The organism is Acinetobacter sp. WCHAc010034 (genome assembly GCF_001696615.3).
Classification (GTDB): Bacteria; Pseudomonadota; Gammaproteobacteria; order Pseudomonadales; family Moraxellaceae; genus Acinetobacter.
Map to the genome: position 1 here is coordinate 301,399 of NZ_CP032279.1, position 25,554 is coordinate 326,952.

At 48.8% G+C, this 25,554-nt stretch carries 27 protein-coding genes and 1 other RNA gene; 16 read left to right on the forward strand and 12 right to left on the reverse strand.

The window, feature by feature from the left end:
* Window positions 1-31 precede the first annotated feature (31 nt).
* The 3 genes from recR to BEN74_RS02805 are packed head-to-tail and all read right to left on the reverse strand — an operon-like array spanning window position 32 to window position 2,192.
* Window positions 32-628: a recombination mediator RecR gene (recR, locus tag BEN74_RS02795; RefSeq protein WP_068908950.1), complete on the reverse strand. Its 597-nt coding sequence runs from the start codon at window positions 626-628 to the stop codon at window positions 32-34.
* Window positions 629-641: 13 nt separating this feature from the next.
* On the reverse strand, window positions 642-971 hold the full coding sequence (locus tag BEN74_RS02800; protein WP_068908952.1) for a YbaB/EbfC family nucleoid-associated protein: 330 nt from the start codon (window positions 969-971) through the stop codon (window positions 642-644).
* A gap of 33 nt (window positions 972-1,004) precedes the next feature.
* A complete protein-coding gene (locus BEN74_RS02805; protein WP_068909077.1) occupies window positions 1,005-2,192 on the reverse strand; it encodes an O-succinylhomoserine sulfhydrylase in 1,188 nt (395 codons plus the stop codon).
* 140 nt (window positions 2,193-2,332) lie between these two features.
* Here BEN74_RS02805 and BEN74_RS02810 point away from each other — a divergent pair, with 140 nt between their 5' ends.
* The 10 genes from BEN74_RS02810 (at window position 2,333) to BEN74_RS02855 (ending at window position 10,383) form a co-directional block, all read left to right on the forward strand.
* A complete protein-coding gene (locus BEN74_RS02810; protein WP_068908954.1) occupies window positions 2,333-3,427 on the forward strand; it encodes an alpha/beta fold hydrolase in 1,095 nt (364 codons plus the stop codon).
* Window positions 3,428-3,459: 32 nt separating this feature from the next.
* A complete protein-coding gene (locus tag BEN74_RS02815; protein ID WP_068908956.1) occupies window positions 3,460-4,332 on the forward strand; it encodes an NAD(P)-dependent oxidoreductase in 873 nt (290 codons plus the stop codon).
* 85 nt (window positions 4,333-4,417) lie between these two features.
* Window positions 4,418-4,687, forward strand: a complete 270-nt coding sequence (locus BEN74_RS02820) for a YARHG domain-containing protein (RefSeq protein WP_068908958.1) — start codon at window positions 4,418-4,420, stop codon at window positions 4,685-4,687.
* A 32-nt stretch (window positions 4,688-4,719) separates the two neighbouring features.
* A complete protein-coding gene (locus BEN74_RS02825) occupies window positions 4,720-5,142 on the forward strand; it encodes an HIT family protein (protein ID WP_068908961.1) in 423 nt (140 codons plus the stop codon).
* A 355-nt stretch (window positions 5,143-5,497) separates the two neighbouring features.
* Window positions 5,498-6,604 (forward strand): porin, encoded by a 1,107-nt coding sequence (locus BEN74_RS02830; RefSeq protein WP_068908963.1) that lies wholly within the window; start codon window positions 5,498-5,500, stop codon window positions 6,602-6,604.
* 434 nt (window positions 6,605-7,038) lie between these two features.
* Complete coding sequence (cydP, locus tag BEN74_RS02835) at window positions 7,039-7,230, forward strand: cytochrome oxidase putative small subunit CydP (RefSeq protein WP_068908965.1); 192 nt, start codon at window positions 7,039-7,041, stop codon at window positions 7,228-7,230.
* A complete protein-coding gene (locus BEN74_RS02840; RefSeq protein ID WP_068908968.1) occupies window positions 7,230-8,816 on the forward strand; it encodes a cytochrome ubiquinol oxidase subunit I in 1,587 nt (528 codons plus the stop codon). Before cydP ends, BEN74_RS02840 begins: the two co-directional genes overlap by 1 nt.
* Entirely contained in the window at window positions 8,813-9,958 is a 1,146-nt protein-coding gene (gene cydB / locus BEN74_RS02845; protein ID WP_068908970.1) for a cytochrome d ubiquinol oxidase subunit II, read from the forward strand. The genes BEN74_RS02840 and cydB overlap by 4 nt, the downstream gene beginning before the upstream one ends.
* 23 nt (window positions 9,959-9,981) lie before the next feature.
* Window positions 9,982-10,083, forward strand: a complete 102-nt coding sequence (gene cydX, locus BEN74_RS02850; RefSeq protein ID WP_002120988.1) for a cytochrome bd-I oxidase subunit CydX — start codon at window positions 9,982-9,984, stop codon at window positions 10,081-10,083.
* Window positions 10,084-10,086: 3 nt separating this feature from the next.
* The gene (locus BEN74_RS02855; RefSeq protein ID WP_068908972.1) at window positions 10,087-10,383 is read left to right on the forward strand and encodes a cyd operon YbgE family protein; all 297 of its coding nucleotides are present in this window, start codon (window positions 10,087-10,089) and stop codon (window positions 10,381-10,383) included.
* A 155-nt stretch (window positions 10,384-10,538) separates the two neighbouring features.
* Here BEN74_RS02855 and BEN74_RS02860 read toward each other — a convergent pair whose 3' ends face one another.
* Window positions 10,539-13,232: a M66 family metalloprotease gene (locus tag BEN74_RS02860; RefSeq protein WP_068908974.1), complete on the reverse strand. Its 2,694-nt coding sequence runs from the start codon at window positions 13,230-13,232 to the stop codon at window positions 10,539-10,541.
* A gap of 353 nt (window positions 13,233-13,585) precedes the next feature.
* Between BEN74_RS02860 and BEN74_RS02865 the strand changes: the two genes are divergently transcribed.
* The gene (locus BEN74_RS02865) at window positions 13,586-14,026 is read left to right on the forward strand and encodes a hypothetical protein (protein ID WP_068908976.1); all 441 of its coding nucleotides are present in this window, start codon (window positions 13,586-13,588) and stop codon (window positions 14,024-14,026) included.
* 45 nt (window positions 14,027-14,071) lie between these two features.
* Here the strand turns inward: BEN74_RS02865 and BEN74_RS02870 are convergent, their stop codons facing one another.
* Window positions 14,072-14,809, reverse strand: coding sequence for a histidine phosphatase family protein (locus tag BEN74_RS02870; protein WP_068908979.1), 738 nt, complete (start codon window positions 14,807-14,809; stop codon window positions 14,072-14,074).
* 54 nt (window positions 14,810-14,863) lie between these two features.
* Entirely contained in the window at window positions 14,864-15,715 is an 852-nt protein-coding gene (locus tag BEN74_RS02875; RefSeq protein ID WP_068908981.1) for a 3'(2'),5'-bisphosphate nucleotidase CysQ family protein, read from the reverse strand.
* 14 nt (window positions 15,716-15,729) lie between these two features.
* Here BEN74_RS02875 and BEN74_RS02880 point away from each other — a divergent pair, with 14 nt between their 5' ends.
* From BEN74_RS02880 to BEN74_RS02895, 4 genes are all read left to right on the forward strand, one after another.
* On the forward strand, window positions 15,730-16,416 hold the full coding sequence (locus tag BEN74_RS02880) for an HAD-IA family hydrolase (protein WP_068908983.1): 687 nt from the start codon (window positions 15,730-15,732) through the stop codon (window positions 16,414-16,416).
* Window positions 16,409-16,849 carry an RNA-binding S4 domain-containing protein gene (locus tag BEN74_RS02885; RefSeq protein WP_068908985.1) on the forward strand — a complete coding sequence of 147 codons (441 nt, stop codon included), beginning with the start codon at window positions 16,409-16,411 and terminating at the stop codon, window positions 16,847-16,849. Before BEN74_RS02880 ends, BEN74_RS02885 begins: the two co-directional genes overlap by 8 nt.
* A gap of 145 nt (window positions 16,850-16,994) precedes the next feature.
* Window positions 16,995-18,041 carry a recombinase RecA gene (gene recA, locus BEN74_RS02890; RefSeq protein ID WP_068908986.1) on the forward strand — a complete coding sequence of 349 codons (1,047 nt, stop codon included), beginning with the start codon at window positions 16,995-16,997 and terminating at the stop codon, window positions 18,039-18,041.
* A gap of 69 nt (window positions 18,042-18,110) precedes the next feature.
* A complete protein-coding gene (locus BEN74_RS02895; RefSeq protein ID WP_068908988.1) occupies window positions 18,111-18,719 on the forward strand; it encodes a regulatory protein RecX in 609 nt (202 codons plus the stop codon).
* Window positions 18,720-18,802: 83 nt separating this feature from the next.
* Here the strand turns inward: BEN74_RS02895 and ffs are convergent.
* Window positions 18,803-18,899: signal recognition particle sRNA small type (gene ffs / locus BEN74_RS02900), an RNA gene on the reverse strand.
* A 294-nt stretch (window positions 18,900-19,193) separates the two neighbouring features.
* Here ffs and BEN74_RS02905 point away from each other — a divergent pair.
* Window positions 19,194-20,054, forward strand: a complete 861-nt coding sequence (locus BEN74_RS02905) for a YbgF trimerization domain-containing protein (protein WP_068908990.1) — start codon at window positions 19,194-19,196, stop codon at window positions 20,052-20,054.
* Between the two features lie 52 nt (window positions 20,055-20,106).
* Here BEN74_RS02905 and lpxA read toward each other — a convergent pair whose 3' ends face one another.
* From lpxA to bamA, 5 genes are read right to left on the reverse strand one after another with little or no spacing between them, the layout of a single operon-like run.
* Window positions 20,107-20,895 carry an acyl-ACP--UDP-N-acetylglucosamine O-acyltransferase gene (gene lpxA / locus BEN74_RS02910; RefSeq protein WP_068908993.1) on the reverse strand — a complete coding sequence of 263 codons (789 nt, stop codon included), beginning with the start codon at window positions 20,893-20,895 and terminating at the stop codon, window positions 20,107-20,109.
* Entirely contained in the window at window positions 20,892-21,377 is a 486-nt protein-coding gene (gene fabZ, locus BEN74_RS02915) for a 3-hydroxyacyl-ACP dehydratase FabZ (RefSeq protein ID WP_068909080.1), read from the reverse strand. Before fabZ ends, lpxA begins: the two co-directional genes overlap by 4 nt.
* Before the next feature lie 5 nt (window positions 21,378-21,382).
* Window positions 21,383-22,450 carry a UDP-3-O-(3-hydroxymyristoyl)glucosamine N-acyltransferase gene (gene lpxD, locus BEN74_RS02920; protein WP_068908995.1) on the reverse strand — a complete coding sequence of 356 codons (1,068 nt, stop codon included), beginning with the start codon at window positions 22,448-22,450 and terminating at the stop codon, window positions 21,383-21,385.
* 3 nt (window positions 22,451-22,453) lie between these two features.
* Window positions 22,454-22,951 (reverse strand): OmpH family outer membrane protein, encoded by a 498-nt coding sequence (locus tag BEN74_RS02925; protein ID WP_068908997.1) that lies wholly within the window; start codon window positions 22,949-22,951, stop codon window positions 22,454-22,456.
* A 46-nt stretch (window positions 22,952-22,997) separates the two neighbouring features.
* Window positions 22,998-25,532, reverse strand: a complete 2,535-nt coding sequence (gene bamA / locus BEN74_RS02930; RefSeq protein ID WP_068908999.1) for an outer membrane protein assembly factor BamA — start codon at window positions 25,530-25,532, stop codon at window positions 22,998-23,000.
* Between the last annotated feature and the right edge of the window lie 22 nt (window positions 25,533-25,554).

The following is a 25,554-nucleotide window of genomic DNA, read 5'->3' on the forward strand; positions in this document are numbered from 1 at the left end:
TATTAGTAAAAGATTCTTCATAATTCAACGGCTACTTCATGCGCATGCGGTTATGTACCGCCTGGCTTAAGGTATGGCTGTCGACATATTCAAGTTCGCCGCCTTGCGGCACGCCTTGCGCAATCCGCGTCATATGCACCGGCAAATGCTTAGCCGCTTCAACAATATAATGCGCAGTCGCCTGCCCCTCTACTGTTGCATTGGTGGCTAAAATCACTTCTTTCACGGCGCCGTCCGACAGGCGCTGCAGCAGGTACGGAATGCCGATTTCATCCGGGCCAATCCCGTCCAAAGGCGACAGATGGCCGCCCAGGACATGGTATTTGCCTCGGAAGCTGCCGCTTTGCTCTATCGCCATGACATCTGCCGGAGATTCAACCAGGCACAGAATCTGCTCATCGCGCTCATGCGACAGGCAAATATTGCAGACTTCATCTTCAGTCAAAGAATGGCAAATAGAGCATTCATGAATATAGCTGACGGCTTCATTCAGCGCATGCGCCAAACCGGCCGCACCCTGCTTGTTTTTCATGATTAAGTGCAGCGCCATGCGCTGGGCCGATTTTGGCCCAACGCTTGGCAAAATGCGCAATGCCTGAACAAGCTGATCAAAACGATCACTAAACATGCACTGCTGTTCCTTAGAATAAGCCTGAAAGGCCCGGCGGCAAGCCCATGCCGGAGTTGGCAGCTTTCATGCGCTCTTCAGAAACAGCTTCCGCTTGACGCGCTGCGTCATTCATGGCAGCCGCAATCAGGTCTTCAATCATTTCCGCATCGTCCTGCAACAGTTCAGGATTGATTTCAATGCGCTTGACGACATTGCGGCAAGTCATGGTGACTTTAACCAAGCCGCCGCCAGCTTCAGCATGGACTTCTGTCTGCGCCAGCTCTTCTTTGGCTTTTTTAACGTTGCCTTCCATATCTTTCTGCATGCGCTGCGCTTGCTGCATCAACATGTTGATGTTCATAAAAATCTCCGAACAAAAATTTTTTAAATTAAATTAGATGAGGTCTAAACCGCGAGAAAGATCGCGGATAATATCATCAATATCTTCCAAACCGACAGATACGCGAATTAAGCCTTCGCAAATGCCTGCCGCCTGTTTTGCTTCCGCTGAAAGCTTGCCGTGCGTTGTGGTCGCAGGATGGGTGATGGTGGATTTTGCATCGCCCAAGTTGCCGGTAATTGAAATGAACTGCGTATGATCGACCACTTTCCAGGCGCCTTCACGGCCGCCTTTCACTACAAATGACACGATGCCGCCAAAACCGCTTTGCTGTTTGGCCGCCAGTTCATGGCCGGCATGCTCCGGCAAGCCAGCGTAATAAACTTTTTCCACTTTGTCATGCGCATTTAGAAATTCCGCAAGCTTTTGCGCGCCTTCGGAATGCGCCCGCATGCGCAAGCGCAGCGTTTCCAAGCCTTTCAGGAATACCCATGCGTTGAATGGGCTCATAGATGGGCCGGTGGTGCGCACATAGCCGAAAACTTCTTCCAGCAGCTTGTGGCTTCCGACCACGGCGCCGCCCAAAGCTCGCCCTTGGCCATCCAGATATTTAGTTGCTGAGTAAACCACCAAATCTGCGCCGAATTTGATTGGCTGCTGCAGCGCCGGCGTGCAGAAGCTGTTGTCAATCGCCAGCAGCGCATCATTGGCATGGGCAATATCCGCCAAGGCCTGAACATCCGCAACTTCCGCCAGCGGGTTGGATGGCGATTCCACAAACAGCAGCCGGGTTTCAGGCTTAACCGCATTTTGCCATGCGGCCAAGTCAGTCAAATCGACAAAATCGACCGCTACGCCAAATTTAGCCACATATTTTTCAAATAAAGACACCGTAGAGCCGAAGACTGCGCGTGAACACACCACATGATCGCCAGTTTTCAGGAATGACATCGCCACTGCCATAATGGCCGCCATGCCGGAGCTGGTTGCAACTGCGCGCTCCGCGCTTTCCAGCGCCGCCAGGCGTTTTTCAAACATCGCCACGGTCGGATTGGTAAAGCGCGAATAGATATTACCAGCTTCCTGACCGGAAAATTTCGCCGCGGCTTCCGCTGCATTTGCATAGACAAATGAAGAGGTGAGGTAGATCGGCTCAGCATGCTCACCTTCAAAGCTGCGTGTATGGCCAGTGCGGATCGCTAAAGTATCCGGCTGGTATTCTATATCGTCTTGGCGGCTCATCAGCATTACCCAGTCCTAAGACTGCCTTCTGTTAATAATTGCAAACATTTTGAGCGTCTATGCTATTTCAGGTCAAGGCATAATAAGCGAATATTGCTTAGACTTCGATCAATCCTGCAAGGGCATAGGCCAATAAAAACATGCACCCTCTGAAAAATAGACTTTTAAAACAGCAAAAGAAACTGAAGCACCTCTCTGCGCGCGTGTTTAACACCAAGTCCATGATCCTTTCGCAATCCAATCCCTATGAAGTGATTGAAGAATACAAGCACTGTAAAATCCGCTTCTATGCTTCGCCTGACAGAAAATACCAAGAGCCTTTGGTTTTTGTGGCGCCGCTGGCCATCAATATGGCGATTTATGACCTGTACCCTTACCGCTCTCTGGTCAAGCATTTCCAGCACAGCGGCTTTGATGTGTACCTGCTGGAATGGACCAGGCTGAATTACCGTGACCGCTTCCTGAACTTCATGTCATTTATTGATGATGCCCTGCCGCACTGCATTGATGCAGTCTGCCGCCATGCGCAAAGCCAGTATGTTTCACTGCACGGCTGGAGCATGGCCGGCGTTTTTGTCACCCTTTACACCGCCATGCATCAGCCGGAACACGTTAAAAACCTGATGGTTTTAGGCTGCCCGATTGACAGCTATGCGTCCGGGCGAATCGGCAAGCTGTTTCAGGGCATTAACCGGCTGGTCTCGCGCAATCAGACGGTGCAGAAAACCCTTTACAGCGGCCAAATTCCCAAGCACCTGATCCATACATCCGGCATGCTCAATGCGCTGGGCTTTAAAATGCTCGATCCGCAGGGCTGGCTGAACAGCCAGAAAAAACTGCTGCTGAACCTGTCCAATACGCAGACCGTTTACGAGCACGCCACCATGGGCAGCTTTCTGAACAATATGATTGATTACCCCGGCGGCATCAATCAGGACATGGTGCTGAACGTCTGGCTGCAAAATCCGCTGAAAACAGGCATTATTCAATTAGAAGATAAGCTTATCGAATTAAAAAATATCAGCTGCTCCCTGTTTATTGGCGCAGGCTCCAGCGATCAGATTGTGACAGCGGCAGCAGCATCACCCTTAGGCGGATTGACAAGCAGCCAGGATGTCACGTTTACTCTGATCCCCGGCGGCCATTTGGGCTTAATGTCCAGCCAGAAAAGCGCCAATATTTTTTGGCCAAAGCTGACCGCATGGCTGGAACAAAGGTCGACGCCATTAAACTAATCAAATTAACTGCAAATCATTAGGGTTTTATCATGATTCAATCCGCTGCATTCATCGGCTTAGGCGCAATGGGCTACCGCATGGCCGCGCATTTGCCGAAGCGCTTTGACACCGTATATGTCTGGAACCGCAATTTCAGCAAGGCCGAACAGCATGCAGCTGAATACGGCACGCAAGCGGCAGAACTGAATCAGGCTGTGCAGGCCGATGTGATTTTTTCATGCCTGCCGACCAGCGCCGATGTGGAAGCGCTGATTGAAAATCTTGCAATTAAACCCGGCGCGATTTGGATAGACTGCACCAGCGGCGTGCCGGAAACGGCGCAAAAGCTGGCGCAGGCGCTGAAAGCGAAAAATGTCGACTTCCTGGATGCGCCGGTCAGCGGCCAAACCATAGGTGCGGAAACCGCAACGCTGACCTTCATGATTGGCGGCGATGCGCAGGCTTTTGAACGCGCCCTGCCGGCTGTGCAGGTGCTGGGCAAGCTGATTAAGCATGTCGGCGAATCCGGCGCAGGATTTGCCGTTAAAGCAGTCAACAATATGCTCATGGCAGTCAATCTTTGCGCGGCGGCAGAAGGCTTTACCGCGCTGAAAGCGCATGGGGTGAATTTAAATGAAGCGCTGGACTGCATCAACGCCTCCAGCGGCAAAAGCAATGCCACAGAAACCATACTGCCGCAGCGCGTCATGAACCGCTCATTTCCGCTCACCTTTGCCCTGCCGCTGCTGGCCAAAGACACCGGCATTGCGGTCGATTTAGTCCGCCAAGCCAGGCTTTCGGCGCCGGTTATTGCCTTAACCCAAAGCCTGATTCAGGCCGCCAGCGACACCGCAGCGCCAAACAGTGACTTTTCCAGCGCTGTAAAAATGTATGAAACATGGAGTAAACTTACAATCGAGTAATAACTCACCATTGAATAATCATAATGAAACCTAATATTGTGATGATATAGTAATACATACTGTTACAAATACAGAGGAAACTCTCATGAACAAATTTACTGTTGCAGCTCTCATGAGTGCAGTGGCTTTCATCGGGGCTTCTACAGCAGCTTCCGCTTCTGAACAGGAATGCCAAAAGCTGAAAAATGACCATGATGTCATTTATGCATCTAAAGGCTTCTGTTTTAAAGATCCTGAAGCGAAGGCTAAATTCGGCAATGAAAATTGCTATACAACCAAGCCTAAATTTTCGGAAAAAGAACAGCAGCGTCTTGACGCCATCAAGGAACGTCAGAAAGAATTGAACTGTAAATAATTACATATCAATTACGCTTAAGGAATTCAGCCATGGCTTACGATGATCAAAATATTTTTGCAAGAATTTTACGCGGTGAACTTCCGGCAATTAAAGTCTATGAAGATGACCAAGTGCTTGCATTTATGGACATTATGCCTCAGGCAGAAGGCCATGCGCTGGTCATCCCCAAAACACAGGCTGTAACGCTGCTGGACTTGCCGCCTGAAGACGCAGCCTACACCATTCAAATTGTGCAGAAGGTCGCTCAGGCGATTGAAACCGCACTAAGCGCCAAAGGCATTGTGCTGATGCAGCTGTCAGGCGCATCTGCAGGCCAGACCGTGCCGCATGTGCATTTTCACCTGATTCCGAGTTCGGTGCATGAACTGGGCAGGCATGCTGCGCAAATGGGCGATCAGGACAAAATTAAAGCGCAGGCTGAAAAAATCAAGGCTGTCCTTGCAGAATTGTAAAATCTTCACGTTTTTGCAGCTGTTTCAAATGGAGCTTCGGCTCCATTTTTTTGCGCCGCCGATTTTCACAGATGCGCCGGAATGAATATGAGCGCTGCATGGCCGCCGCGTGACAGCCGCATAAAAGACCGCTTTATTTTACGCCAAGCATTTGTTTATCAAGACATTCTCAGCAAATACACTTTGACATAATTCTAATAACACCCTGATTAACTTTAATATTTCTGAAATATTTTCTTAATGGAACTGACTTATTTGTAATGAATACTTAGCGCCATTAGATAGCGAAATTATTTTTAGCCAAGCTACTGATAAAACGTATTGATAAGACGAAAAGTCTTTACTGGAGCTTCAAATGAAAAAAACTCTATGTGCATTAGCAATCGGGGCAACTATTCTTACACCGGTAATGGCATCTGCAGCTGATGTCAAAATCTACGGCCGTGCACACGTTTCTTTAGATTATTTAGATGATGGCAAAGACTATAACGAAGTTGGCCTTTCATCTAACTCTTCTCGCTTAGGCTTCAAAGTTGACCAAAAAATTAATGATGACTTGAATGTTTTTGCGCAAATTGAGCAGGAAATTAACTTTGCCAGCGGCAGTGCTGATTCTAAAGGGGTGGACTTTTCTACACGCGATACCTTTGTTGGCTTAAAAAGCGACACTTACGGCCAGGCGCGTGCCGGCCGTTTTGACAGCCCATTCAAAGCTGCCCGCGGCCCAATCAACTTCTTCGGCGACATGGTCGGTGATGTGCGCAACGTAACCCGCGTTGGCGACATGAAATTTGATGAACGCAATGACAACACCATCGAATATAAATCGCCAAAATTTGGCGGCGGTTTCAATGTTTTAGCGGCAATGTCTATGCATAAAGGCACTGACATTCCAAAAGATGCAACCGGCAACGGCCAAAAAGACAATAAAGCGTATGACCTAGCCTTAACGTATAAAGCAGGCCCAATTGATTTAGCCGCTGCATATGAAAAATATGAAGACAACGCAGCCAATACAACAACATCCGCCGGCACTCCGCCTGTAGCTGTAGATTCAAGCCGAGATGCATTCCGTATTGCAGGCGCCTACAAAATTACAGAAGAGTTCAACTTAGGCGCAATGTATCAGATCGCACAGTTTGATAATTCAAGCCGAAATCTTGATGCGCAAGTTTTCGGTGTGGCAGGTGAATACAAGATCACGCCTAAAACTGCTGTACGCGGCGAGTACTTCTACCGCGATTCAGATGCAACTGATGCCAATGCCAGCTTAATCGGCGTAGGCGTAGAGCATAAGCTGGACAGCACCCTGCGTGTTTACGGCAACTTAGCGACTGTACTGAACGACAAGAATGTAGATATTACTCCTTGGAAAGAAGGCCGCAGCTTCGGCAATGGCGTTAAAGGCGCTAAAGATGAGAACTCAACAGCCCTGTCTTTAGGCTTGCGCTACGATTTCTAAGTCAAAATTCCACACAAAAAAAAGAACATGCATGCATGTTCTTTTTTTTGTTTCCGCGCTATAGTTTGAGTGTTTTTTAAACAAATAAGCCACACCTGCCTTTTCGCTTCGCCCGCCTGAGCGCGCAGGTTAAGAATATTTAAACATTAATTCCAATTGTTTTAGTCTGCTTTAAAATGTAAACCCAACTATTTTAATCAGATTAAAAACACCGTAAATATAACTAATTTAGTCAGAATAATTTTATATAAATACAAGCGTTTTACTCTACTTTAAAATAAGTATTATTAGTATAATTTTTAACTTTTATTGATTTTAAGTTATTGTATTAAAACAATATAATAATATATTTTTATTTTAACTGTTTACCCTATTTATTTTTCGTTAACTTTTGTTAATAATAGGCATTGAGTTTAAATAATAGGCTTATCACTATGAGCTTAGTCCCCAAAGATTTTAACCGTCGTGCTGTCAGAGAAATAACGGCTATTTTAATAATTAAAGTCATTATTTTACTGACCATCAAAAACATCTGGTTTGATGCCCCTACGATACCTAAAGATTTTGACAATCAAGTTGCCGAGCGCATAGCCGGCAGTCCTTCCCAAATCAAGGAGACACGTTGATGATTTCAGAAAGCGTGGTCGATTTGTCGCGGTTCCAATTTGCGATGACCGCGATGTATCACTTTATATTCGTTCCACTGACTCTAGGTATGGCTTTCCTTCTTGCCATCATGGAAACCACGTATGTGATTTCCGGCAAAGAAATTTACAAAGACATGACTAAATTCTGGGGCAAACTCTTCGGTATTAACTTCGCGTTAGGCGTAACTACCGGCTTAACCATGGAATTCCAGTTCGGCACCAACTGGGCTTATTATTCACACTATGTGGGTGATATTTTCGGCGCGCCGCTGGCCATTGAAGGCCTCATGGCGTTCTTCCTCGAATCAACATTTATCGGCCTATTCTTTTTTGGCTGGGACCGCCTGACCAAAGTGCAGCATTTGGCTGTAACCTGGCTGGTTGCCCTCGGCTCAAACATGTCAGCCCTGTGGATTCTGGTGGCAAACGGATGGATGCAAAACCCGGTCGGTTCAGCATTCAACTATGAAACCATGCGTATGGAGCTTGTAGACTTTGGAGCGCTGATTTTCAACCCTGTCGCTCAGGTGAAGTTTGTACATACCGTTTCAGCAGGCTATGTCACTGGCGCCATTTTCGTTCTGGCGATTTCCAGCTACTACATGCTGAAAAAACGCGATCTGCCTTTTGCCCGCCGCTCTTTTGCCATTGCAGCCGTTTTTGGCCTAGCGTCCACACTTTCAGTGATTCTGCTGGGTGATGAGTCAGGCTATGAAATTGGCGATGTGCAAAAAACTAAGCTGGCTGCGATTGAAGCTGAATGGGATACACACCCTGCTCCAGCGCCGTTCACTTTGTTTGGCATTCCAAATAAAGAAACCATGACGACGGACTATGCGGTAAAAATTCCATATGTCATGGGCATTATTGCGACACGCTCAACGACTAAAGAAGTTACAGGCATCAAAGACCTTTTAGTTCAGCATGAAGACCGCATCCGCAACGGCATGGTTGCATACTCTCAGCTAGAGAAACTCCGCGCAGGCGACACATCTCCTGAACTGAAAGCAGCATTTGCAGAGTCGCAAAAAGACTTAGGCTACGGCTTGCTGCTGAAGAAATACACGCCAAATGTTGTAGACGCTTCTGACGCGCAAATTAAAGCTGCCGCTAAAGACACTATTCCGCATGTGCCAAGCTTATTCTGGGCATTCCGCGCAATGGTTGCTTCAGGCTTCTTAATGCTGCTGCTGTTCGCTTTAGCCACTTTTGCGGTTGCCAAGCGCAATGCGGAAAACAAGCCTTGGCTATTGAAGTTTGCATTATTCGGCCTGCCGCTTCCTTGGATTGCTGCGCAAACTGGCTGGTATGTTGCAGAAGTTGGCCGTCAGCCTTGGACTATCGGTGAAGTGCTTCCAACACATCTGTCCACATCTTCTCTCAGCACTGGCGATGTCTGGGGCTCAATCATTGCCTTGGCATCGTTCTACACTGTGCTGCTGATCATTGAAATGTACTTAATGATTAAATTCTCGCGCCTTGGCCCAAGTTCGCTTCACACTGGCAAATACCACTTTGAAAAACTTGAAGCTGCCAACAAGGCAAATGAGGAGGCTCAAGCATGATTGAATATGAACTGCTCAAAATAATCTGGTGGGTGCTGGTTGGCGTGCTGCTGATTGGCTTTGCCCTCACCGACGGCTTCGATATGGGCTCTATGGCGCTCATGCCATTTGTAGGCAAAAGCGATGAAGAACGCCGCGCCGCAATCAACACGATTGCGCCGCACTGGGACGGCAACCAAGTCTGGTTCATTACCGCCGGCGGCGCGCTGTTCGCTGCCTGGCCGATGGTTTATGCAACGGCTTTCTCCGGCATGTACTGGGCGTTGCTCCTCGTGCTCTTCGCCCTGTTCCTCAGACCGGTCGGTTTTGACTACCGCTCCAAACTTGAGAACACCAAATGGCGCAACTCTTGGGATTGGGGCCTGTGCATCGGCGGCGCAGTGCCAGCGCTGGTTTTTGGTGTAGCATTCGGCAATATGTTCCTTGGCGTGCCATTCCAGCTGGATGAAACTGTGCGCTCTACCTACACAGGCAGCTTCTTTGCCCTGCTGAACCCATTTGCCTTAGTCTGCGGTCTGGTCAGCTTGTCTATGCTGGCAGCACACGGCGGCGCATGGCTGATGCTGCGTACAGACGGCGACCTGCGCGCCCGCTCTGCAAAAGCGACGCAAATCATGGGCATTGTATTCTTAGTTTGCTTCCTGCTGGCTGGCGCTTGGCTGTACTTCGGCAATATCCAAGGCTATACGCTTGCGCAGCCATTTGACACCAACGCTGTTGCCAACCCGCTGGCGAAGCAGGTGATTACAGATGCAAACCCAGGCTGGATGAACAACTACAGTATTTACCCAATCACCATGATTGCGCCGATTATGGCTATCTTAGGCGCATTGATTGTGATTGCAGCTGCAGGCAAAGCCAAAGCAGGCTTAAGCTTCCTAGGCACTTCACTTGCGGTAACAGGCGCAATCTTAACTGCCGGTTTCTCACTGTTCCCATTCCTCATGCCTTCAAGCACTAACCCAACGGTCAGCTTGACCATGTGGGATGCTGTAGCCAGTAAAAACTCGCTCACTGTAATGACAGTTGCAGCCTGCATCTTTGTTCCGCTCATTTTGTGCTATACCACTTGGTGCTACTACAAAATGTGGGGCGTTGTTACTAAGAAACACATCCAAGAGAATTCGCATAGCCTTTACTGAGGCTATGCACAGGAGAGTAAATTATGTGGTATTTTGCATGGATTCTCGGCATTTTGATGGCTTGCTTTGCAGGTGTGCTGAGTGCACTTTATATAGAGCATCACCAAGATCTTGATGAGGAATAAGCCATGACTGAGGCAGCAATGACAACAGAGGAAAAAAAGCCGAATAAACTCGCAATGGCCATTTCGTTTCTGCTGGCATTGCCACTTGCAGCGGTACTTCTCTTGCATCCGGCAGCCATGCTGGATGCCAACGGTGAATACAGCCACCGCGCCATGATGTACATTATGATTGGCATTTCCGGCGGCTTTATTCACGGCATTGGATTCATTCCAAGGTTCTGGCTGTGGAAATGGCTGTTCAGCCCTTATCTGGCTTGGCCATTAATGCTCTGGGGCTATTACACTTGGTTCCTTGCCTAAAATATCAAAGGCCCTCGCAAGAGGGCCTTTGATATTTTAGCGCCAAATTGCGCATTCAAAAAATTCAGACCGTTTATGAATACCTTGTAATCGCTAAATTAGACATCTGGCTGCAAAAGACGGCCTTCGGACTCAGGCCATCTTTTGCACTGTGGCTATTTCAGCTCAGCCAGCAGCTTGAGATTTTTCGGCTTCAAATAAGACAGCATCAAGCTCTGATTCGGCGTTAATGTCGTCCATTTCTGATTGGCATTGTTTGAACAGCCATACCGGATCAGGATTTGACGGTTATTGACCAAATGCCCCGTATTTAAATCCATGCATTGCCCTGCCTGCTTAATGGCCTGCTGAGCAGCATCCATCGCCCAAATCTGGCTGTCTAGAGCCGCATTGCATTGGATTAAAGTAACTTTTGCCGAATTGCCATTGCCCGTTAAGCACTGGCCTATTGCCAGCCGGCTATGAATGCGACCTAAGCCATCATAAATCCACTGTTCCGAGGCGTCGCCCTTGCAGCCTGAACTTCCGCTGATGTACACATCATAGCTGCCGTTTTGCAAGGCTTCCGCCTTTAAGCAGTTTGCATTATTTTTCAGCAAAGCTGTCTGCGCAAAAATATCCTCATGCTTAAGCCCCAGCGCATCATCCTTAAAGCTGTTGAATGCAGCTGCAGCCTCAGCTTTGCGGTTCGCAAGATCAGCATGATAAACATTCATCCAGCGGTTCAGGCGGTAGACTGTTTCCTGCTGCTGCGCATAGCGCGTTAACTGCTGCGCAGCCAGCGCGCTGAGTTCATTTGAATTCGCTTTGTACGAATCATACAGCAGCGCCATATCCGGCTTCAGGCGCATGATTGGAGTATCCGCCTGTACTGCAAGCGCCTGCTCCAATGCCGGCAGCTCAATCCTTCTAAGCGCGCTGTAGCCGTCGCCTCTGCCGATTTTAACCGCAGGCTTGATCGCCCCTTCATATGCTGGAATATCAACACTGGATAATAAAACCGGCGCCTGATTGGCTTTCTTGCAGTACAAATCCGCTTGTTCCGGAGCGTCTGCAACCGCAAGATTCACATGCAGCTTATTGGCATTGCCATCCATTCTCTGCGGCGCCAAGGCAATATTTTCCATGCGGTTCGCATACTGCACATTCAGCCAGCAGGACGCCTGATCCTGTGCGGTATTGGCCGCAGGCAGGCTGAACACATTGCCCCAGTTGCTACGCGCAGCAGGATACAGCAGGCCCGCCTGATTGACAGGATCATAGCCGCCTAAAATGGTGATGACAGGCACACCGAATAAGCGCGGCTTTAAATAATTGCCATTGCTGCTATTAAACCAAACGGCTTTGGAAATCTCCTGATTGGGCGCTGGCACGCGCGGCTGAGAAATCTCCATAGCGCGTGTTGCAGGGTTCCACTTTTTAAAACCGGTCGGCGATGCCTCATCCCATACATCGCGGTCAAAATGGGGCTGAATTTTAAGGAAAGTGCTGTATCCGGTGTAATGCGTATATTTTGAGATGCTGCTCGCCGTATAGCCGCCAGACATGGCATCTTTCCCATAAGGAAAAAGGTTTTTAAAGTTTGGAATGCTGTTGCTGCCATCCCAAAGCGCTGTTGAAGTCCAAGTCAAATTGCCGCGCATTTTATTGCGGTTGCCAATATAGCCCCAGCCGCTGTCAGCATGATGCGCAGCCCAGAAATCATTCACTATATTTTTTTCTTTATCAATTTCTACACGGCCCGGATAATGGCCTAGGCCATAGTGATGGCCAATTTCATGGCTGAATTCATTGCCGACCGAATCATACAGCGTCAGCATGCCATTGCCGCCGCTTAAGCCGTGTCCCTGTTCGCCATTGGCGTATTTCCCACGGCTATGGTGCGCCACAACCGTTTCTGTTAATTGCGGCTGATCCTGACGGGACATTGATGCGCTGGTCACACCCCAGTTCGCAAGATTAATGCCGACACTGAATGTAGACTTGCCGACATCTCCGCGCATATCTCCTGAATAATCATCCCCCTTATCCGCACTGGCCGTATCATAAATGACGCCGGAAGATACCATGACGCGCGGCAGATAAATGTCGTCATATTTAGCCACTGTCATCTGAGCAGCCGGAATGGTCTGAAAATAGTCCGTGCCCGCCTTTTCAGGCTCCAGCAGCATGTAGTGCCCAACCGAAACCGGCGGCGCAGTCAGCATGCCTATGCGGATATTATTTAAAACCAGCTCTCCCGGCGCAGCAAAATCAATTTTGCTTTCAAACAGTTCACCGCTCCGCTTTTGCTGGTCAACGACTTTCAGGCTTAAACCGGGACGCACCTCATCCCATGCCAGTTTTGCAGTCCAAGCGCGCTTGCTGTAGCTTACACGCGGCCTGTTGTCATTCTCCGGCTGATCCGAAGCTGGAATTTCAGCAGGCTCATCCAAATCAACTTGGCGGATAAACTGTCCATTCCGGTAAATTTCCAGCGTCAGCCGGCTGACTTCACCCATATCCGCTGCAGGCGTGACCAATACCAGCGCCTCCCGTTCAGCGGTCAGCCGTGGCATCCGCTTCGCCTCATTGCCGTTCGGGTCAACCACATGGCTCTGCCCAAACTGAATCATGGCTTGGAAGCTGCCGTCCAAGTCCGGGCGTATATTGCGCGCCTGATCTTGAGCGTCATCGTCATAAAAGCCCAAAACTGAATCATCCGGCACATCTTTCTGAGGCTCTGGATAAGACGGTTTTTCCGGCGTTGCAGAATCGCCGCCGCCAGAACCTCCCCCGCATGCACTGAGCATCAAGGCCAGTACACATAAACTTAATAAATTCCGTGAGAAATAATTCACACTTTTCATTTTTTCTATAATCCATTCGCAAAAATGCACATTAAGCTTTAAAAATAACACTATTTTTCATAAACTTAACCTCAAATAATAGATTTAAAAAGCAATAAACTCAAACATCCCGCAGCAGAGATTCCATGAATAAAATGCCGACTGTTTATTTTTTGTGAACAATTAAGAAAAATAGTGTGATGCTTTTCATGCGGCGCCCGCGCTTAAGCGCCAGAGGCCGCTTTGGGCCGGCAGAAAAACTGAAGAAAAATAAGATTAAGCGATTTTATTTGCGCGCCAATCCCATACAAATGCTATGGTATTCATTCAGGCGCAGCAGCGCTTCCTGCAAATATTGTCTTGGGGAAAATAGAATGATTAATAAATTCTTGCCGGCATTAGATAAATTTCAAGAAACAGAACAGCAGTACATTGAATATTTCAGCGCAAAAGGCGAAAAAGACCCGCTTGGCCGGGTGATATCCAACATGAAAGGCACGGCGGAAATTCAGGCCTCGCAGGGCGTAGATTCATGGCTGGGCTACGGCATTTACCTGCCGGCAATAGAGCGCATTTTCGCCTTGCACCAAGGCGAAACGGAAGCGGAGTTTTATGCGCGCACGCAGTATCCGCCAGATGTCGTCAACGCCTACTCCATCCCGGATCATGCGATTGCGACATTAATCGCCGCCGACAAATACAGCCGGATTCATCAGCAGAGCGTCCCCGTCAACACTGCGCTTTGGCCTTTAAATGATGATGGGCTCTGCATCAATCTGCAGGACTTTCCGCAGCGGCTGAAAGCCAAAATTTAAGATCCGGGCGCCGGGCGGCAGTATTCTGCGCTCAGCGCCCAATTATCAGCTGTTCAGCTGCTGAAATTCGCGGATGCTCAGTTCATTCAGCTCGCCGCGCCAGATCCATTTCAGCTTGGATTCCAGAAAAATATCCCCTTCAAACCAGACAAACAGGCCTTCCATCATTCTTGGCCAATCTTCCTTGGTGACAATATGCCTGCCGGAAATCACCGCCAGAATCGCCGCTAAAATCGTGTCATGGCTGACCGCCAGGCTTAAGCCGTAAGGGTTATTGGGATGGGTATTGTAAATCAGCTCCAGCACATCAACCACGCCATGAATCGGATGCTTCATGCCCGGCAAGGCATTATTTACAAAGCTGTTGATAAAGCCCAAAGCGCCCTGCTGCTGAAAATACGGCCCGGCCTGCTTAATATCCAGCACAAAGCTGCCAGGTTCGACCAGCAGGCCCTGTTCAATAATTTCAATATGATGGGTATTTGGTTCCAGCGTTTTGCCGTCCGCGCCTTGAATCATCAGCGCAGCGGTATCGACACAGCGCTGAATGGGGCTGGAAATGCAGTGCTGAATTACGCGGTCAGTATTGTCAATTAAATAAGAACCCCACTCCTGAGCCAGATCCCGCCCCTGATTGGTCAGCTGCAGGTCATAGCCCGCCAGCCCTTGCCCCGCCGCCACTTCGCGGATGGAATGGCGGGTAAATAAAGTCACAGGGGTCTTTGCATCCGGCAATAGGTCTATTGCTTTGAGCATGCTGGGCGGGAGCAAATCTAGAGGCATAATCGGCAAAAAATCAATAATTCACAAAATACTATAGCATGATCAGTTTTCAGCTCAATGCCGTTTCTGCATCAGCGCAAGCGCCTGCAGCGCCAATTTTTTCATCTCGCCATTTTTAAATGCGATGAAACCGCCATTCAGCAGCGTATCGCGCTGGTTATATGCAAAGGGGCGGCCTTTAAAATCAACCAGCCCGCCGCCGATGCGTTCAAGCAGGCATTGCCCCGCGCTGGTGTCCCATTCGCAGGTCGGATGGAAGCGCGGATAAATATCTACGCGGTCTTCCAGCATCATGCAGAATTTATAGGCGCTGCCGGCCTTAAATACGCCAAAATCCGTCAGTGCGGATAAATCTTCCAGATATTCCGCATACTGCGGCTTGTTTTGGCTGCTTGGACTCAGGCCAACCTGCACACGGGGTTCGGCTTGCCCCGGATAATATTCCAGCCATTGCCCGGTTTTCATATCCAGCTTGAGCGGCATGCCCTGCTCAGGGCTGAAATAAGCGCTTTGCTCGCCCGGCACCGCCAGCACGGCAAAAACAGTTTCCGCGCCATCCACCAGGCTCAGGTTAATGGTAAATTCGGGGCGCTGATGCAGGAACTCCTTAGTGCCGTCCAGCGGGTCCAGCAGCCAAAACTTCGGCCAGTTTTGACGTTCAGCCTGTTCACCTTCTTCAGACAGCAGCGGCAAATCGGAGATCTGCGCCAAGGCCTGCGCAATATAGGCATTCGCGCGGTAATCCGCCTGCGTTACCGGAGAATTGTCCGGTTTTTTCTCCACATCAAAGACCCCGCCGGAACAGTAGCGCTGATATTCTTCTCGCAAAATTTCGCAAGCCTGTGTCACAATGGGCGCCAGCTGCAGGATCATTGCATCTTGCGGGCCAGCTGCTGCTTTAAACATAGAAAACCTTTTATATGCCGAATTATTCAGATAAACCTGTGATCATCTTTGATATGGATGGCACGCTGCTTGATCTTGCTTATGATGATTTCATCTGGAATCACCTGCTGCCCATCCGCTATGCGCAAACCCACGGCTGCTCTTTAGAGCACAGCCAGCACATCCTGTTTGAGTTTTACCAAGAACATAATCATACCTTAAATTGGTACTCTTCACGCTTCTGGACGGCTAAAGTCGGAGTCGATGTGCTAGCCATGCAAATTGAGCATAAAGACAAAGTGGCTAAGCGCGAAGGCTGCCTGGAACTGCTGCGCCACTTAAAAGCCAATGGCTATCCCTGCTGGCTGGCCACCAATGCCGACGCCGCCGGGCTGGCGTTCAAGCTGGAAAAAACCGGCATTGGCGAATATTTTGATGTCATCGTCAGCAGTGAAACCCTCGGCCACGCCAAGGAATTCAGCGAATTTTGGCAAAAGCTGCAGGCGCTGCATCCCTTTGATGCCAATCACTGCTATTTTATTGATGATACCGAAAAAGTGCTGAATGGGGCAAAACAGTTCGGCATTCAGAATCTGTACAGCATTCTGCAACCGTCTTCCGACAAAGCGCCGCGCAGCGCTTGCAATTACCCGATGCTGGACGCATTAACAGATTTAATCCCTATTTTAAAAAATGCCGAGGAACTGAAACAGTATGCGTAAATCCAATCTGCCTGAAGATGCGGCCGGTATGCGTATAGACAAATGGCTGTGGGCTGCGCGGTTCTTTAAAACCCGCTCCATTGCCAAAAACGCCATTGAGGGCGGCAAAGTCCACCACAACGGCGAACGGGTCAAAGTGTCGCGTGAAGTCCGCGTGGGCATGGAGCTGGCCATTCAGCAAGGCATTGAAAAAAAATCCGTGGTAGTCAAAGCGCTGTCGGATGTCCGCGGCCCGGCGCCTGTTGCCCAGCTGCTGTACGAAGAAACAGAAGTCAGCATTGCGCGCAGGGAACTGCTTGCATCGCAAAGGAAGCTGCATAATCTGGCGCGCCCGGAACACCGGCCGAGCAAAAAAGACCGGCGCGATATCGGCAAATTTAAAAGAGAAAATGATCAGCAGTTTGACCAGAATTGGTCTTATAATGATGATTAAGCTGGAGCGTCACAATATGTCGCACGTATTGTGATTTCTAGTGTACACAACAATAAATTCTGTCAATATACGCCTGTGGAAGAAGTTTTAAGTACGTGCATCCACTTGAGCATATTGTTTCGTGACATCGTATTGAGGTTGTAAGATGGATGATAATAAAAGCAAGGCGCTGAATGCTGCCCTGAGCCAAATTGAAAAGCAGTTTGGCAAGAATACTGTAATGCGCCTTGGCGACAACACCGCGCAGGCCGTGGAAGCCATATCTACCGGTTCTTTAACCCTGGATATCGCACTCGGCATTGGCGGTTTGCCTAAAGGCCGCATCGTTGAAATTTACGGCCCTGAATCTTCAGGTAAAACCACCATGACGCTGCAGGCGATTGCGCAATGCCAGAAAACCGGCGGCACCTGCGCATTCATCGATGCGGAACATGCGCTGGACCCTCAATATGCGCGCAAGCTGGGCGTAGACATTGACAACCTTTTAGTTTCCCAGCCCGACAACGGCGAACAGGCTTTAGAAATTGCCGACATGCTGGTGCGTTCCGGCGCAATTGACATGATCGTTGTCGACTCCGTGGCGGCGCTTACCCCGCGCGCTGAAATTGAAGGCGAAATGGGCGACTCGCACATGGGCCTGCAGGCGCGCCTGATGAGCCAGGCATTGCGTAAAATCACCGGTAACGCCAAACGCTCCAACTGCATGGTGATCTTCATTAACCAGATCCGCATGAAGATTGGCGTCATGTTCGGCAGCCCGGAAACCACTACTGGCGGTAACGCGCTGAAGTTCTATGCCTCTGTGCGCCTGGATATCCGCCGTATCGGCCAGGTGAAGGAAGGCGATGAAATTGTCGGCTCCGAAACCAAAGTTAAAGTTGTGAAAAACAAAATGGCGCCTCCATTCCGTGAAGCGCTGTTCCAAATCCTTTACGGCAAAGGCGTGAACCACTTAGGCGAGCTGGTTGATCTTGCGGTGCAGCAGGAAATTGTGCAGAAAGCCGGCGCCTGGTATTCATATCAGGGCAACAAGATTGGCCAAGGTAAAAACAATACCATCCGCCATCTTGAAGAGCACCCTGAGCTGGCGCAGACCATTGAAAAACTGATCCGTGACCAGCTGCTGACCACCGGCAATGCTGCGCCGGCGGAAGAGAAAGACGAGGAAGAGCCAGATTTTCTGGATGCTTAAATCACAGCATCACACAGGTTAAACTGTCAAACGCCCTGCGGGGCGTTTTTCCATATAAGCGCATCTCAAATGAATGACTCAAAATTTCCAAAACTTCTTGACTATCAGGCTTTAAAGCAGCAGTTCGGCGATGATGAGGCGCACCCGCCCGCCCCGGATCAGACCACTCCAATGCAGCAGGATGACGCCCTGAGCTTTGATCAGGAACCGGCTGAGAAAAAACCTGGCCTGCAAGGCTCGCGCCTGCGCTCTTACGCCTTTGCGGTGCTTACCCGCAAAGAGTACTCAAAAGCCGAATTGGTTGAAAAGCTGGCCTTATATGCAGAATCACGCGACGAAGTCATTGCACTGGTCGAAGAGCTGTCCGCGCAGCGCTATCAAAGCGATCAGCGCGTTGCGGAAATCATGCTGTCCAGCCAAAAGCGCAAAGGCAAAGGCCCGAACCGCATCAAAATGGCGCTTAAAACCAAGAAAATTGACAGCAGCCTGATTGCGGAAGAATTAAAGGAAACCGATTGGGCAGAACAGGCCTATCAGCTGAAAGTGAAAAAATACGGTACGGGCGTAGAGCGTGATCCGAAAATTAAAGCCAAGCAAATCCGCTTTCTGATGTACAGAGGCTTTGAAATGGATGCCATTATGAAAGCGATTTCGCGCAAAGAAACAGATTGGGACTGAACTGAAATAAGCTGGGAAATAAAGCAGTATAGGAAGAAATAGAATAAAGCTAAAGGAATTATTATTTTAGAATCTGGTGGCAACCCTGCCAGCTGGACTTCGGCACATCATAGGTCTACTACCGTTGCTACCTTCCGGTCCTGGCGGGGTTCGTAGATTACAATTGCGAAGTAACCGGCAGGGCTACCATTGCAAGAACAGAGTATAGAGATTTTTAAAAAACTTGCAAGGCCAAATAGCCTTTTTATCTAAGTTGCTCATTCGTTTGATTATTTATAAATCAAAATAGCCGCTTTCAGCGGATTCTGCCCGCGCAGGCATAGGGCTGCGCTTACTTTAAGACACAACAAGTTTGCAAAAGCTTATTGCATTTCATAAGTTTGACGTTTTTAATGTGACTATCGAATTTATACGCAAATGATGCGCATCTCAGCTGAATGCGGTCAAACATCTAAAAGACTATACGGAAATTTTATGATGCTCAATAAGCATGCTTTAGGCGCAATGGCTTTTTTATGCTCCGCCTCTGTTTTGGCAAATATTCCTATTGAATCGCGCGGTTTAAGCCAGGACAGCCTGGCCTATGCGCAGAATAATACAGCAGCGGCCATTTCCGCCGGCGATGCTTCAGCTGCGCAAGTCCCGACCAACTTAAACTGGCAGCTGATGCAAAAAAACCAGCAGCTGGAAAATGACATCCGCACGCTCCGGGGCAAGCTCGAAGAGCAGGACAACGAAATTGAAAAATTAAAAAGCGAACTCAGCAACCGCTATGCAGATTTGGATCAGCGCCTGGAGCTGCTGCAGCAAAAGCTGGACCCTTCCACGGCAGACAGCGCCACGGAGGATAGCCAACAGGATATTTCTCCCAGCCGCGCAGCAGCCAGCACCGTAACAGCACCAGCAGATGCCCCGCCTAGCGCCCCAGCCGCGCAGCAGCCCGCTGCTGCAGGCGCTAAAGCCTCTTCCGCAGAGCTTGACAAGGCAGCCTATACGGTTGCCTTAGACGCCTACAGGCAAGGCGGTGCAAAAAAAGCCATTGCGCCGATGCAGAACTTTATTAAAAACAATCCAAACAGCGTCTATATCAGCAATGCGCATTTTTGGCTGGCGGAGTTCAATTTAGCCATTGAGCCGACAAATTACCCAGAGGCAAAGCGCAACTACAACATCGTCGTAACCAAATACCCTAACTCAGCGCGCGCATCACGCGCGCTGTATCAGCTGTACAGCATCGCCAAAGATGTAGACCGCAACGCTTCCCAAGCCGCCCAGCTGAAGCAGAAGCTGCTGAAGAACTACCCTAAATCAGAAGAAGCTAAATTTTTCAAATAAACTCAGCGCATAAAAAAACCGCCACAATGGCGGTTTTTCTAACAGATCAGCATCAGCGCACAATACCGCGCTTAGACTGCTCTATCGAATCAATCAGCAATTGCGCTTCCGCAACTTCCGGCAAAATCTCAGTGCGGATTTTCTGCACTGCTTCTTCAGCCGTTAAGCCCGATTTATAAATCAGCTTGAATGCTTCGCGCAGGCCCTGAATCACATTTTTAGACCAGCCCTTGCGGCGCATGCCTTCCACATTCATGGCGAATGCATGTGCCGGATTGCCCGAAACCATCACATAGGCAGGCACATCTTTCAAAATCAGCGAAGCGCCGCCAATCATGCTGAAAGAATCAATTTTGCAGAACTGATGGATGCCCGAATTGCCGCCAACCACCACATGGTCGCCAATATGCACATGGCCTGCCACGCCGGCATTATTCGCAAAAATATTATGGTCGCCGACTACGCAGTCATGCGCAATATGCGTATTCACCATCAGCAGGTTGTGGCTGCCGATTTTGGTCAGGCTCTGGTCCTGCACCGTGCCGCGGTGCAAGCTGCAATGTTCACGAATTGAATTATGATCACCGATTTCCAGCCATGTTTCTTCACCGGCATATTTCAAGTCCTGGCAGACCTCACCGACACTGGCAAACTGAAAAATTTCATTATTTTGACCAATGCGGGTGTAGCCGCCAATAACAACATGCGAATGAATTTTCGTGCCGGCGCCAATTGTGACATTGGGGCCAATAATTGAATATGGGCCTATCTGTACATCTGGAGCAATTACTGCAGATGAGTCAATAATAGCGGTAGGGTGAATAAATTCGTTATTGCTCATGCTTGCTCTGTTTTCTGTTGCGTAATCATAATTTCCGCAGCGGCCGCAACGACACCATCAACTGTAGCAGTACAGTTGTATTTATAAATGCCGCGCTTCTGCATCATGAGTTCCGCTTTTAAAACCAGCTGATCGCCTGGAACAACCTGCTTTCTAAAACGGACCCGCTCTGCTCCTGCAAATAGGAAAATTTTGTCACTTGAGGGTTTCTGATTATTCATGACAAAACCAAGAATGCCTGAAATTTGCGCCATTGCCTCAACAATCAGCACACCGGGCATAATCGGGTAGCCAGGAAAATGTCCTTGTAAAAATTCTTCATTCATTGAAACATTTTTGTAGCCCACAATGCCTGAATCCGTAATATCAGTCACACGGTCTACAAGCAGAAATGGGTAACGGTGCGGCAAATATTCACGAATAGTTTGAATTTGCATTGGCAGTTCAGGCATTGTGAATGCAGGAGTATTCGGCTCAGTCATCATAATTATTTACGCAATTTAGTTGATTCAAGGGACTCTATCTGAGATTTCATATGATCAAGCCTTTTCATCAACTGGGTCAATGGCACATCTGCTAATTGTTTAAACCGCACCGCTGCGCGCTTCCACTGCAAACTTTCCAGCATCGGCGTTCCTGAAGAATAGCTGCCCGCTTCAGAAATACTTTTTGTGACCATTGACATGCCGGTAATCGTTACATTATCCGCAATATTAATATGCCCCACTACGCCAACCCCGCCCGCAAAGATGCAGTTTTTGCCAATTTCCGTACTGCCAGCAATGCCGCATTTCGCGGCCATTGCTGTATTGGCGCCAATTTTAACATTGTGGGCAATTTGCACAAGGTTATCAACAATGACGCCATCTTCTAAAATTGTGTCATCCAATGCGCCGCGGTCGATGCTGCAATTCGACCCAATCCGCACATCATTGCCAATGCGCACAGAGCCCAGCTGCGCAATGCGGTGCCATTTGCCCTGATAAGGCGCGAAACCGAAGCCTTCCCCGCCAATGACCGTATTGGCATGAATGCGCACACGGTCGCCAATTTTGGCTTGGCCGGTCAAGGTCACATGCGAGTCAATAAAGCACTGCTTTCCGACTTCCACATCATCATCAATCCTGCAGTGAGACTGAATAATAGACTCATCGCCCACTACACAATGCTGGCCGATAACCGCATAATGTCCAATATAGGCAGAGTCCGAAATAATGGCTGATGGATGAATCTGCGCGGTGCTTTCAATGCCGGTTTCCGCATGCTTTCTTTCAAAAATATGCGTCAGGATTGCAAAAGCCAAATACGGATTTGCCACAACAATGAAGTTCTGCTGCCCCTGAATTTGCGCTTTTAAGGCTTCGGTGACAATCAGCGCTCCAGCCTTAGATGCTCCAGCCGGTTCCAAATATTTATCCGCATTTACAAAAGCCAAATGCTGAGCACCTGCATGCTCAAGGCTTGCCAAACCGGATAATTTTAGATCGCGCTGGCCAACGCACTCACCATGTACAAGATGAGCAAGTTTTTCTAAGCTGAGAGATTGATGATTCATTGATTATTTAATTGCATTAACCTTTTGAATCATTTTATCAGTTAAATCATACTTAGGGTCATAGGCAAGCGCTGAATTTTTATTCAAAACAACGTCAAGATTATTCTCTTTACGCAATTGTTCCGCCGCCTGCTTAATTCTTGAGTCCATTGCGCGGTTCAGCGCCTGAATGCTGGACTCGACCGTGCCTTGAACTTTCTGCTGCAGGCCGTTCAGCTCCTGAAGCTTGGACTGGTACTGCTGCGTCATGCTTTTCTTTTCAGCATCGGACAGTTTCGCTCCCTGCTGCGCGCGCTGCTGCAGCGCTTCCAGCTCTTTGCTTAAAGCTTCGATTTTTGCAGTTTGCGGTTTAATCTGCTGCTGCATGCCGGCATTATGCTGCTTAATATAAGCGCTTTGCTCAACAATTTTTTCCAAATCGACAATGCCGTAACCTGCCGCATGCGAGGCTGTGCTGCACAGCATGCTGAGCGCAATTGCGCCGCCAAAAATCTGTTTCATATCGTGTTCCGAAGTTTTGATTATTCTGTCAGTCCAAAAGCCGCACTTAGAAAGTACGGCCGATTTCAAACTGGATATTTTTAGTTTCATCGCCGGCTTTATCATTCAGCGGGTACGCATAGCTGAGTGACAATGGCCCAATCATGGTGATCCAGGTAAAGCCAAGCCCTACGCTGTAGCGCATATCGCCCGCATCAAAACCAAAGTTATCTTCACAGTATTTTTTAGCATCAACGCCTGAATCACTTGCACCGCCCGATAAATAAAGCTTACCAGATGGAATATTACATTGCGTATCAAATACCTGTGCGCCTTCAGCAAACAGCACCGGACGCACTTGGCGTGTCCAGTCACCTTTAAACGGCAATGGCAGCGCCAATTCAGCGCCGAACTGCATCAGCGCATTACCGCCCACTTCTTCCGGGCTGTAGTCTCTGGTTCTTGATTCATTATAGGTTACACCCGGATATTTTGGACCCAATGTGCTGTTGTCATAACCGCGCACCGAACCGAAACCGCCGGCATAGAAGTTCTTATAGAAAGGCAAGTCATTGCCGTAGCCCAGCTTGCCGTAGCCGCGCAGCACAAAGTCTTTCCCTAAGGGGAAGAATGCCTGAGCATCATAAGTAAGCTTTTGATATTCCACATCGCTGCCCGGCAGCGCCACTTCCGCATTGACCCGGTGCGACATGCCGCTGGTCGGGAAGATTGGACGGTTTAAGGTATTATACGACCAGCCTAGATTTAAATTATAAGTTAAGAAATCACCCTTAAATTCATTATCATAGTCTACGGTCTGCCCATTACATGTCGTGCCTGTTACTTTTGTTGGATCTGCAGGATCGCCATATACATTGTCGATAGTTCCAATACAGACATCCTTAGCCTTACCAGTTGCCTTACCGCCATTAGCCAATAAGTAATCACGCACATAAGTCGACACATACTGCCCTGTGGTGACCTCAGTCTGGTCAATATTCAAGCCTGCACTGATGCTCTGGTTTTCATCAATCGGATAACCAAAGTTGATCCCGCCGCCGAAGCTGTCTGTCACGTAGTTGTTTACGTTATAGTCATCATTCAGCTTGGTTTTGCGGTAATACATATTGTAGCCGCGGCGCACGCCGTCAATCGTGAAATACGGATCGGTAACGCTTAAATTGTAATAGTCTTGCGTCTCTGAACGCGACAAATCAACGGAAACCGAGTTGCCTGTGCCCAAGAAGTTGGTTTGGCTTAAGCCCGCCTGGAAAGTCACACCGCCGCTTTGCGAGAAACCGACTGCCAAGGTGCTGGTGCCTGAATGCTGCTCTTCAACATTGACGTTCAGGTCAATTTGATCAGGCGAGTTTGGAATGCGCGCCGGCTTAACATCTACTGTTTTAAAGAAGCCGGTACGCTCTAAGCGCACTTTTGACAAGTCAATTTTTTCATTGCTGGCCAGTGCGCCTTCCATTTGGCGCATTTCGCGGCGCAATACTTCATCGGCAGTTTTGGTGTTGCCGGTAAAGTTGATGCGGCGGACCGTCACTTTTTGACCCGGGTTGATGTAGTAGTTTAAATCGACAATTTTGCTTTCATTGTTAATTTCGGGAACTACATTCACTTCAGCAAAGTAATAGCCTGCATTGCCGTATTTGCGCAGCAGCAGCTGCTTCACGCCATTCACTTTTTCCTGTGAATAAAGATCGCCGTCTTTATAAATCTGCAGAGGCTTCAATTCCTGCGGCGTATAAAGCGCATCGCCCAGGAATTTGCTTTCGCCGAATTTGAACTGATCGCCTTCATCCACAGAAACCTCAATAAAGACATGCTTTTTGTCTTCACTCAGGTTCAGGCTTGAATTGGTAATATTGAAGTTGATATAGCCCTTGTTCAGGTACATTGCGCGCAATGCTTCCAGGCTGGCAGCCATTTTTTCACGCGCATAGCGGTCGTTGCGGGAAACAATCGAGTTCCAGCTGCTTTCCTTCACCGCAAAAGCCTGCTTAATATCGCTTTCTTTAAATACAGTATTGCCAATAATGTTGATGTCAAAAACTTTTGCAGCTTTGCCTTCGGCAAATTCAATCAGCAAATCGACGCGGTTATTCGGGCGCGCCGTGGTGCTGACTTTGACATCCGCATCGTAGCGGCCCTGCTGCATATACTGCTGTTCCAGCTCAGTTTCCACAACCTGCAGTGCAGACTTCTTCAGCACTTCGCCTTCAGCCAGCCCCATTTTTTTCAGGCCTTCCTGCAGCGCTTCTTTAGGAATCAGCTTATTGCCTTTCAGCTCAATTTTAGAAATAACAGGCCGCTCAACCACCTTAAAGACCAGCGTATTGCCTTCCTGCGAGGTTTTAATGTCATCAAACAGGCCCGTAGCGTATAAGGTGCGGATAGCGCTGGCGATGACTGGATCAGTTACACGGTCGCCGCTTGTAACCGGCAGCATGCCGTACACGCTTTCTGGCGTTAAACGGACCAAGCCGTCTATTTTTACGTCTTGAACAATAAAGTCATCTGCCGCGTATACTTGTTGTGCTGCTGCCATAGCACTAACCAGTGCCAGAGGCATAAATAAATGTGTGTGCTGCATGCCAGTCTTTTCCGCTGTTAAT

Coding starts and splice junctions, on each gene's coding strand:
- recR (WP_068908950.1), bottom strand. CDS start 628: ATGTTTAGTGATCGTTTTGATCAGCTTGTTCAGGCATTGCGCATTTTG.
- BEN74_RS02800 (WP_068908952.1), bottom strand. CDS start 971: ATGAACATCAACATGTTGATGCAGCAAGCGCAGCGCATGCAGAAAGAT.
- BEN74_RS02805 (WP_068909077.1), bottom strand. CDS start 2,192: ATGAGCCGCCAAGACGATATAGAATACCAGCCGGATACTTTAGCGATC.
- BEN74_RS02810 (WP_068908954.1), top strand. CDS start 2,333: ATGCACCCTCTGAAAAATAGACTTTTAAAACAGCAAAAGAAACTGAAG.
- BEN74_RS02815 (WP_068908956.1), top strand. CDS start 3,460: ATGATTCAATCCGCTGCATTCATCGGCTTAGGCGCAATGGGCTACCGC.
- BEN74_RS02820 (WP_068908958.1), top strand. CDS start 4,418: ATGAACAAATTTACTGTTGCAGCTCTCATGAGTGCAGTGGCTTTCATC.
- BEN74_RS02825 (WP_068908961.1), top strand. CDS start 4,720: ATGGCTTACGATGATCAAAATATTTTTGCAAGAATTTTACGCGGTGAA.
- BEN74_RS02830 (WP_068908963.1), top strand. CDS start 5,498: ATGAAAAAAACTCTATGTGCATTAGCAATCGGGGCAACTATTCTTACA.
- cydP (WP_068908965.1), top strand. CDS start 7,039: ATGAGCTTAGTCCCCAAAGATTTTAACCGTCGTGCTGTCAGAGAAATA.
- BEN74_RS02840 (WP_068908968.1), top strand. CDS start 7,230: ATGATTTCAGAAAGCGTGGTCGATTTGTCGCGGTTCCAATTTGCGATG.
- cydB (WP_068908970.1), top strand. CDS start 8,813: ATGATTGAATATGAACTGCTCAAAATAATCTGGTGGGTGCTGGTTGGC.
- cydX (WP_002120988.1), top strand. CDS start 9,982: ATGTGGTATTTTGCATGGATTCTCGGCATTTTGATGGCTTGCTTTGCA.
- BEN74_RS02855 (WP_068908972.1), top strand. CDS start 10,087: ATGACTGAGGCAGCAATGACAACAGAGGAAAAAAAGCCGAATAAACTC.
- BEN74_RS02860 (WP_068908974.1), bottom strand. CDS start 13,232: ATGAAAAGTGTGAATTATTTCTCACGGAATTTATTAAGTTTATGTGTA.
- BEN74_RS02865 (WP_068908976.1), top strand. CDS start 13,586: ATGATTAATAAATTCTTGCCGGCATTAGATAAATTTCAAGAAACAGAA.
- BEN74_RS02870 (WP_068908979.1), bottom strand. CDS start 14,809: ATGCCTCTAGATTTGCTCCCGCCCAGCATGCTCAAAGCAATAGACCTA.
- BEN74_RS02875 (WP_068908981.1), bottom strand. CDS start 15,715: ATGTTTAAAGCAGCAGCTGGCCCGCAAGATGCAATGATCCTGCAGCTG.
- BEN74_RS02880 (WP_068908983.1), top strand. CDS start 15,730: ATGCCGAATTATTCAGATAAACCTGTGATCATCTTTGATATGGATGGC.
- BEN74_RS02885 (WP_068908985.1), top strand. CDS start 16,409: ATGCGTAAATCCAATCTGCCTGAAGATGCGGCCGGTATGCGTATAGAC.
- recA (WP_068908986.1), top strand. CDS start 16,995: ATGGATGATAATAAAAGCAAGGCGCTGAATGCTGCCCTGAGCCAAATT.
- BEN74_RS02895 (WP_068908988.1), top strand. CDS start 18,111: ATGAATGACTCAAAATTTCCAAAACTTCTTGACTATCAGGCTTTAAAG.
- BEN74_RS02905 (WP_068908990.1), top strand. CDS start 19,194: ATGATGCTCAATAAGCATGCTTTAGGCGCAATGGCTTTTTTATGCTCC.
- lpxA (WP_068908993.1), bottom strand. CDS start 20,895: ATGAGCAATAACGAATTTATTCACCCTACCGCTATTATTGACTCATCT.
- fabZ (WP_068909080.1), bottom strand. CDS start 21,377: ATGACTGAGCCGAATACTCCTGCATTCACAATGCCTGAACTGCCAATG.
- lpxD (WP_068908995.1), bottom strand. CDS start 22,450: ATGAATCATCAATCTCTCAGCTTAGAAAAACTTGCTCATCTTGTACAT.
- BEN74_RS02925 (WP_068908997.1), bottom strand. CDS start 22,951: ATGAAACAGATTTTTGGCGGCGCAATTGCGCTCAGCATGCTGTGCAGC.
- bamA (WP_068908999.1), bottom strand. CDS start 25,532: ATGCAGCACACACATTTATTTATGCCTCTGGCACTGGTTAGTGCTATG.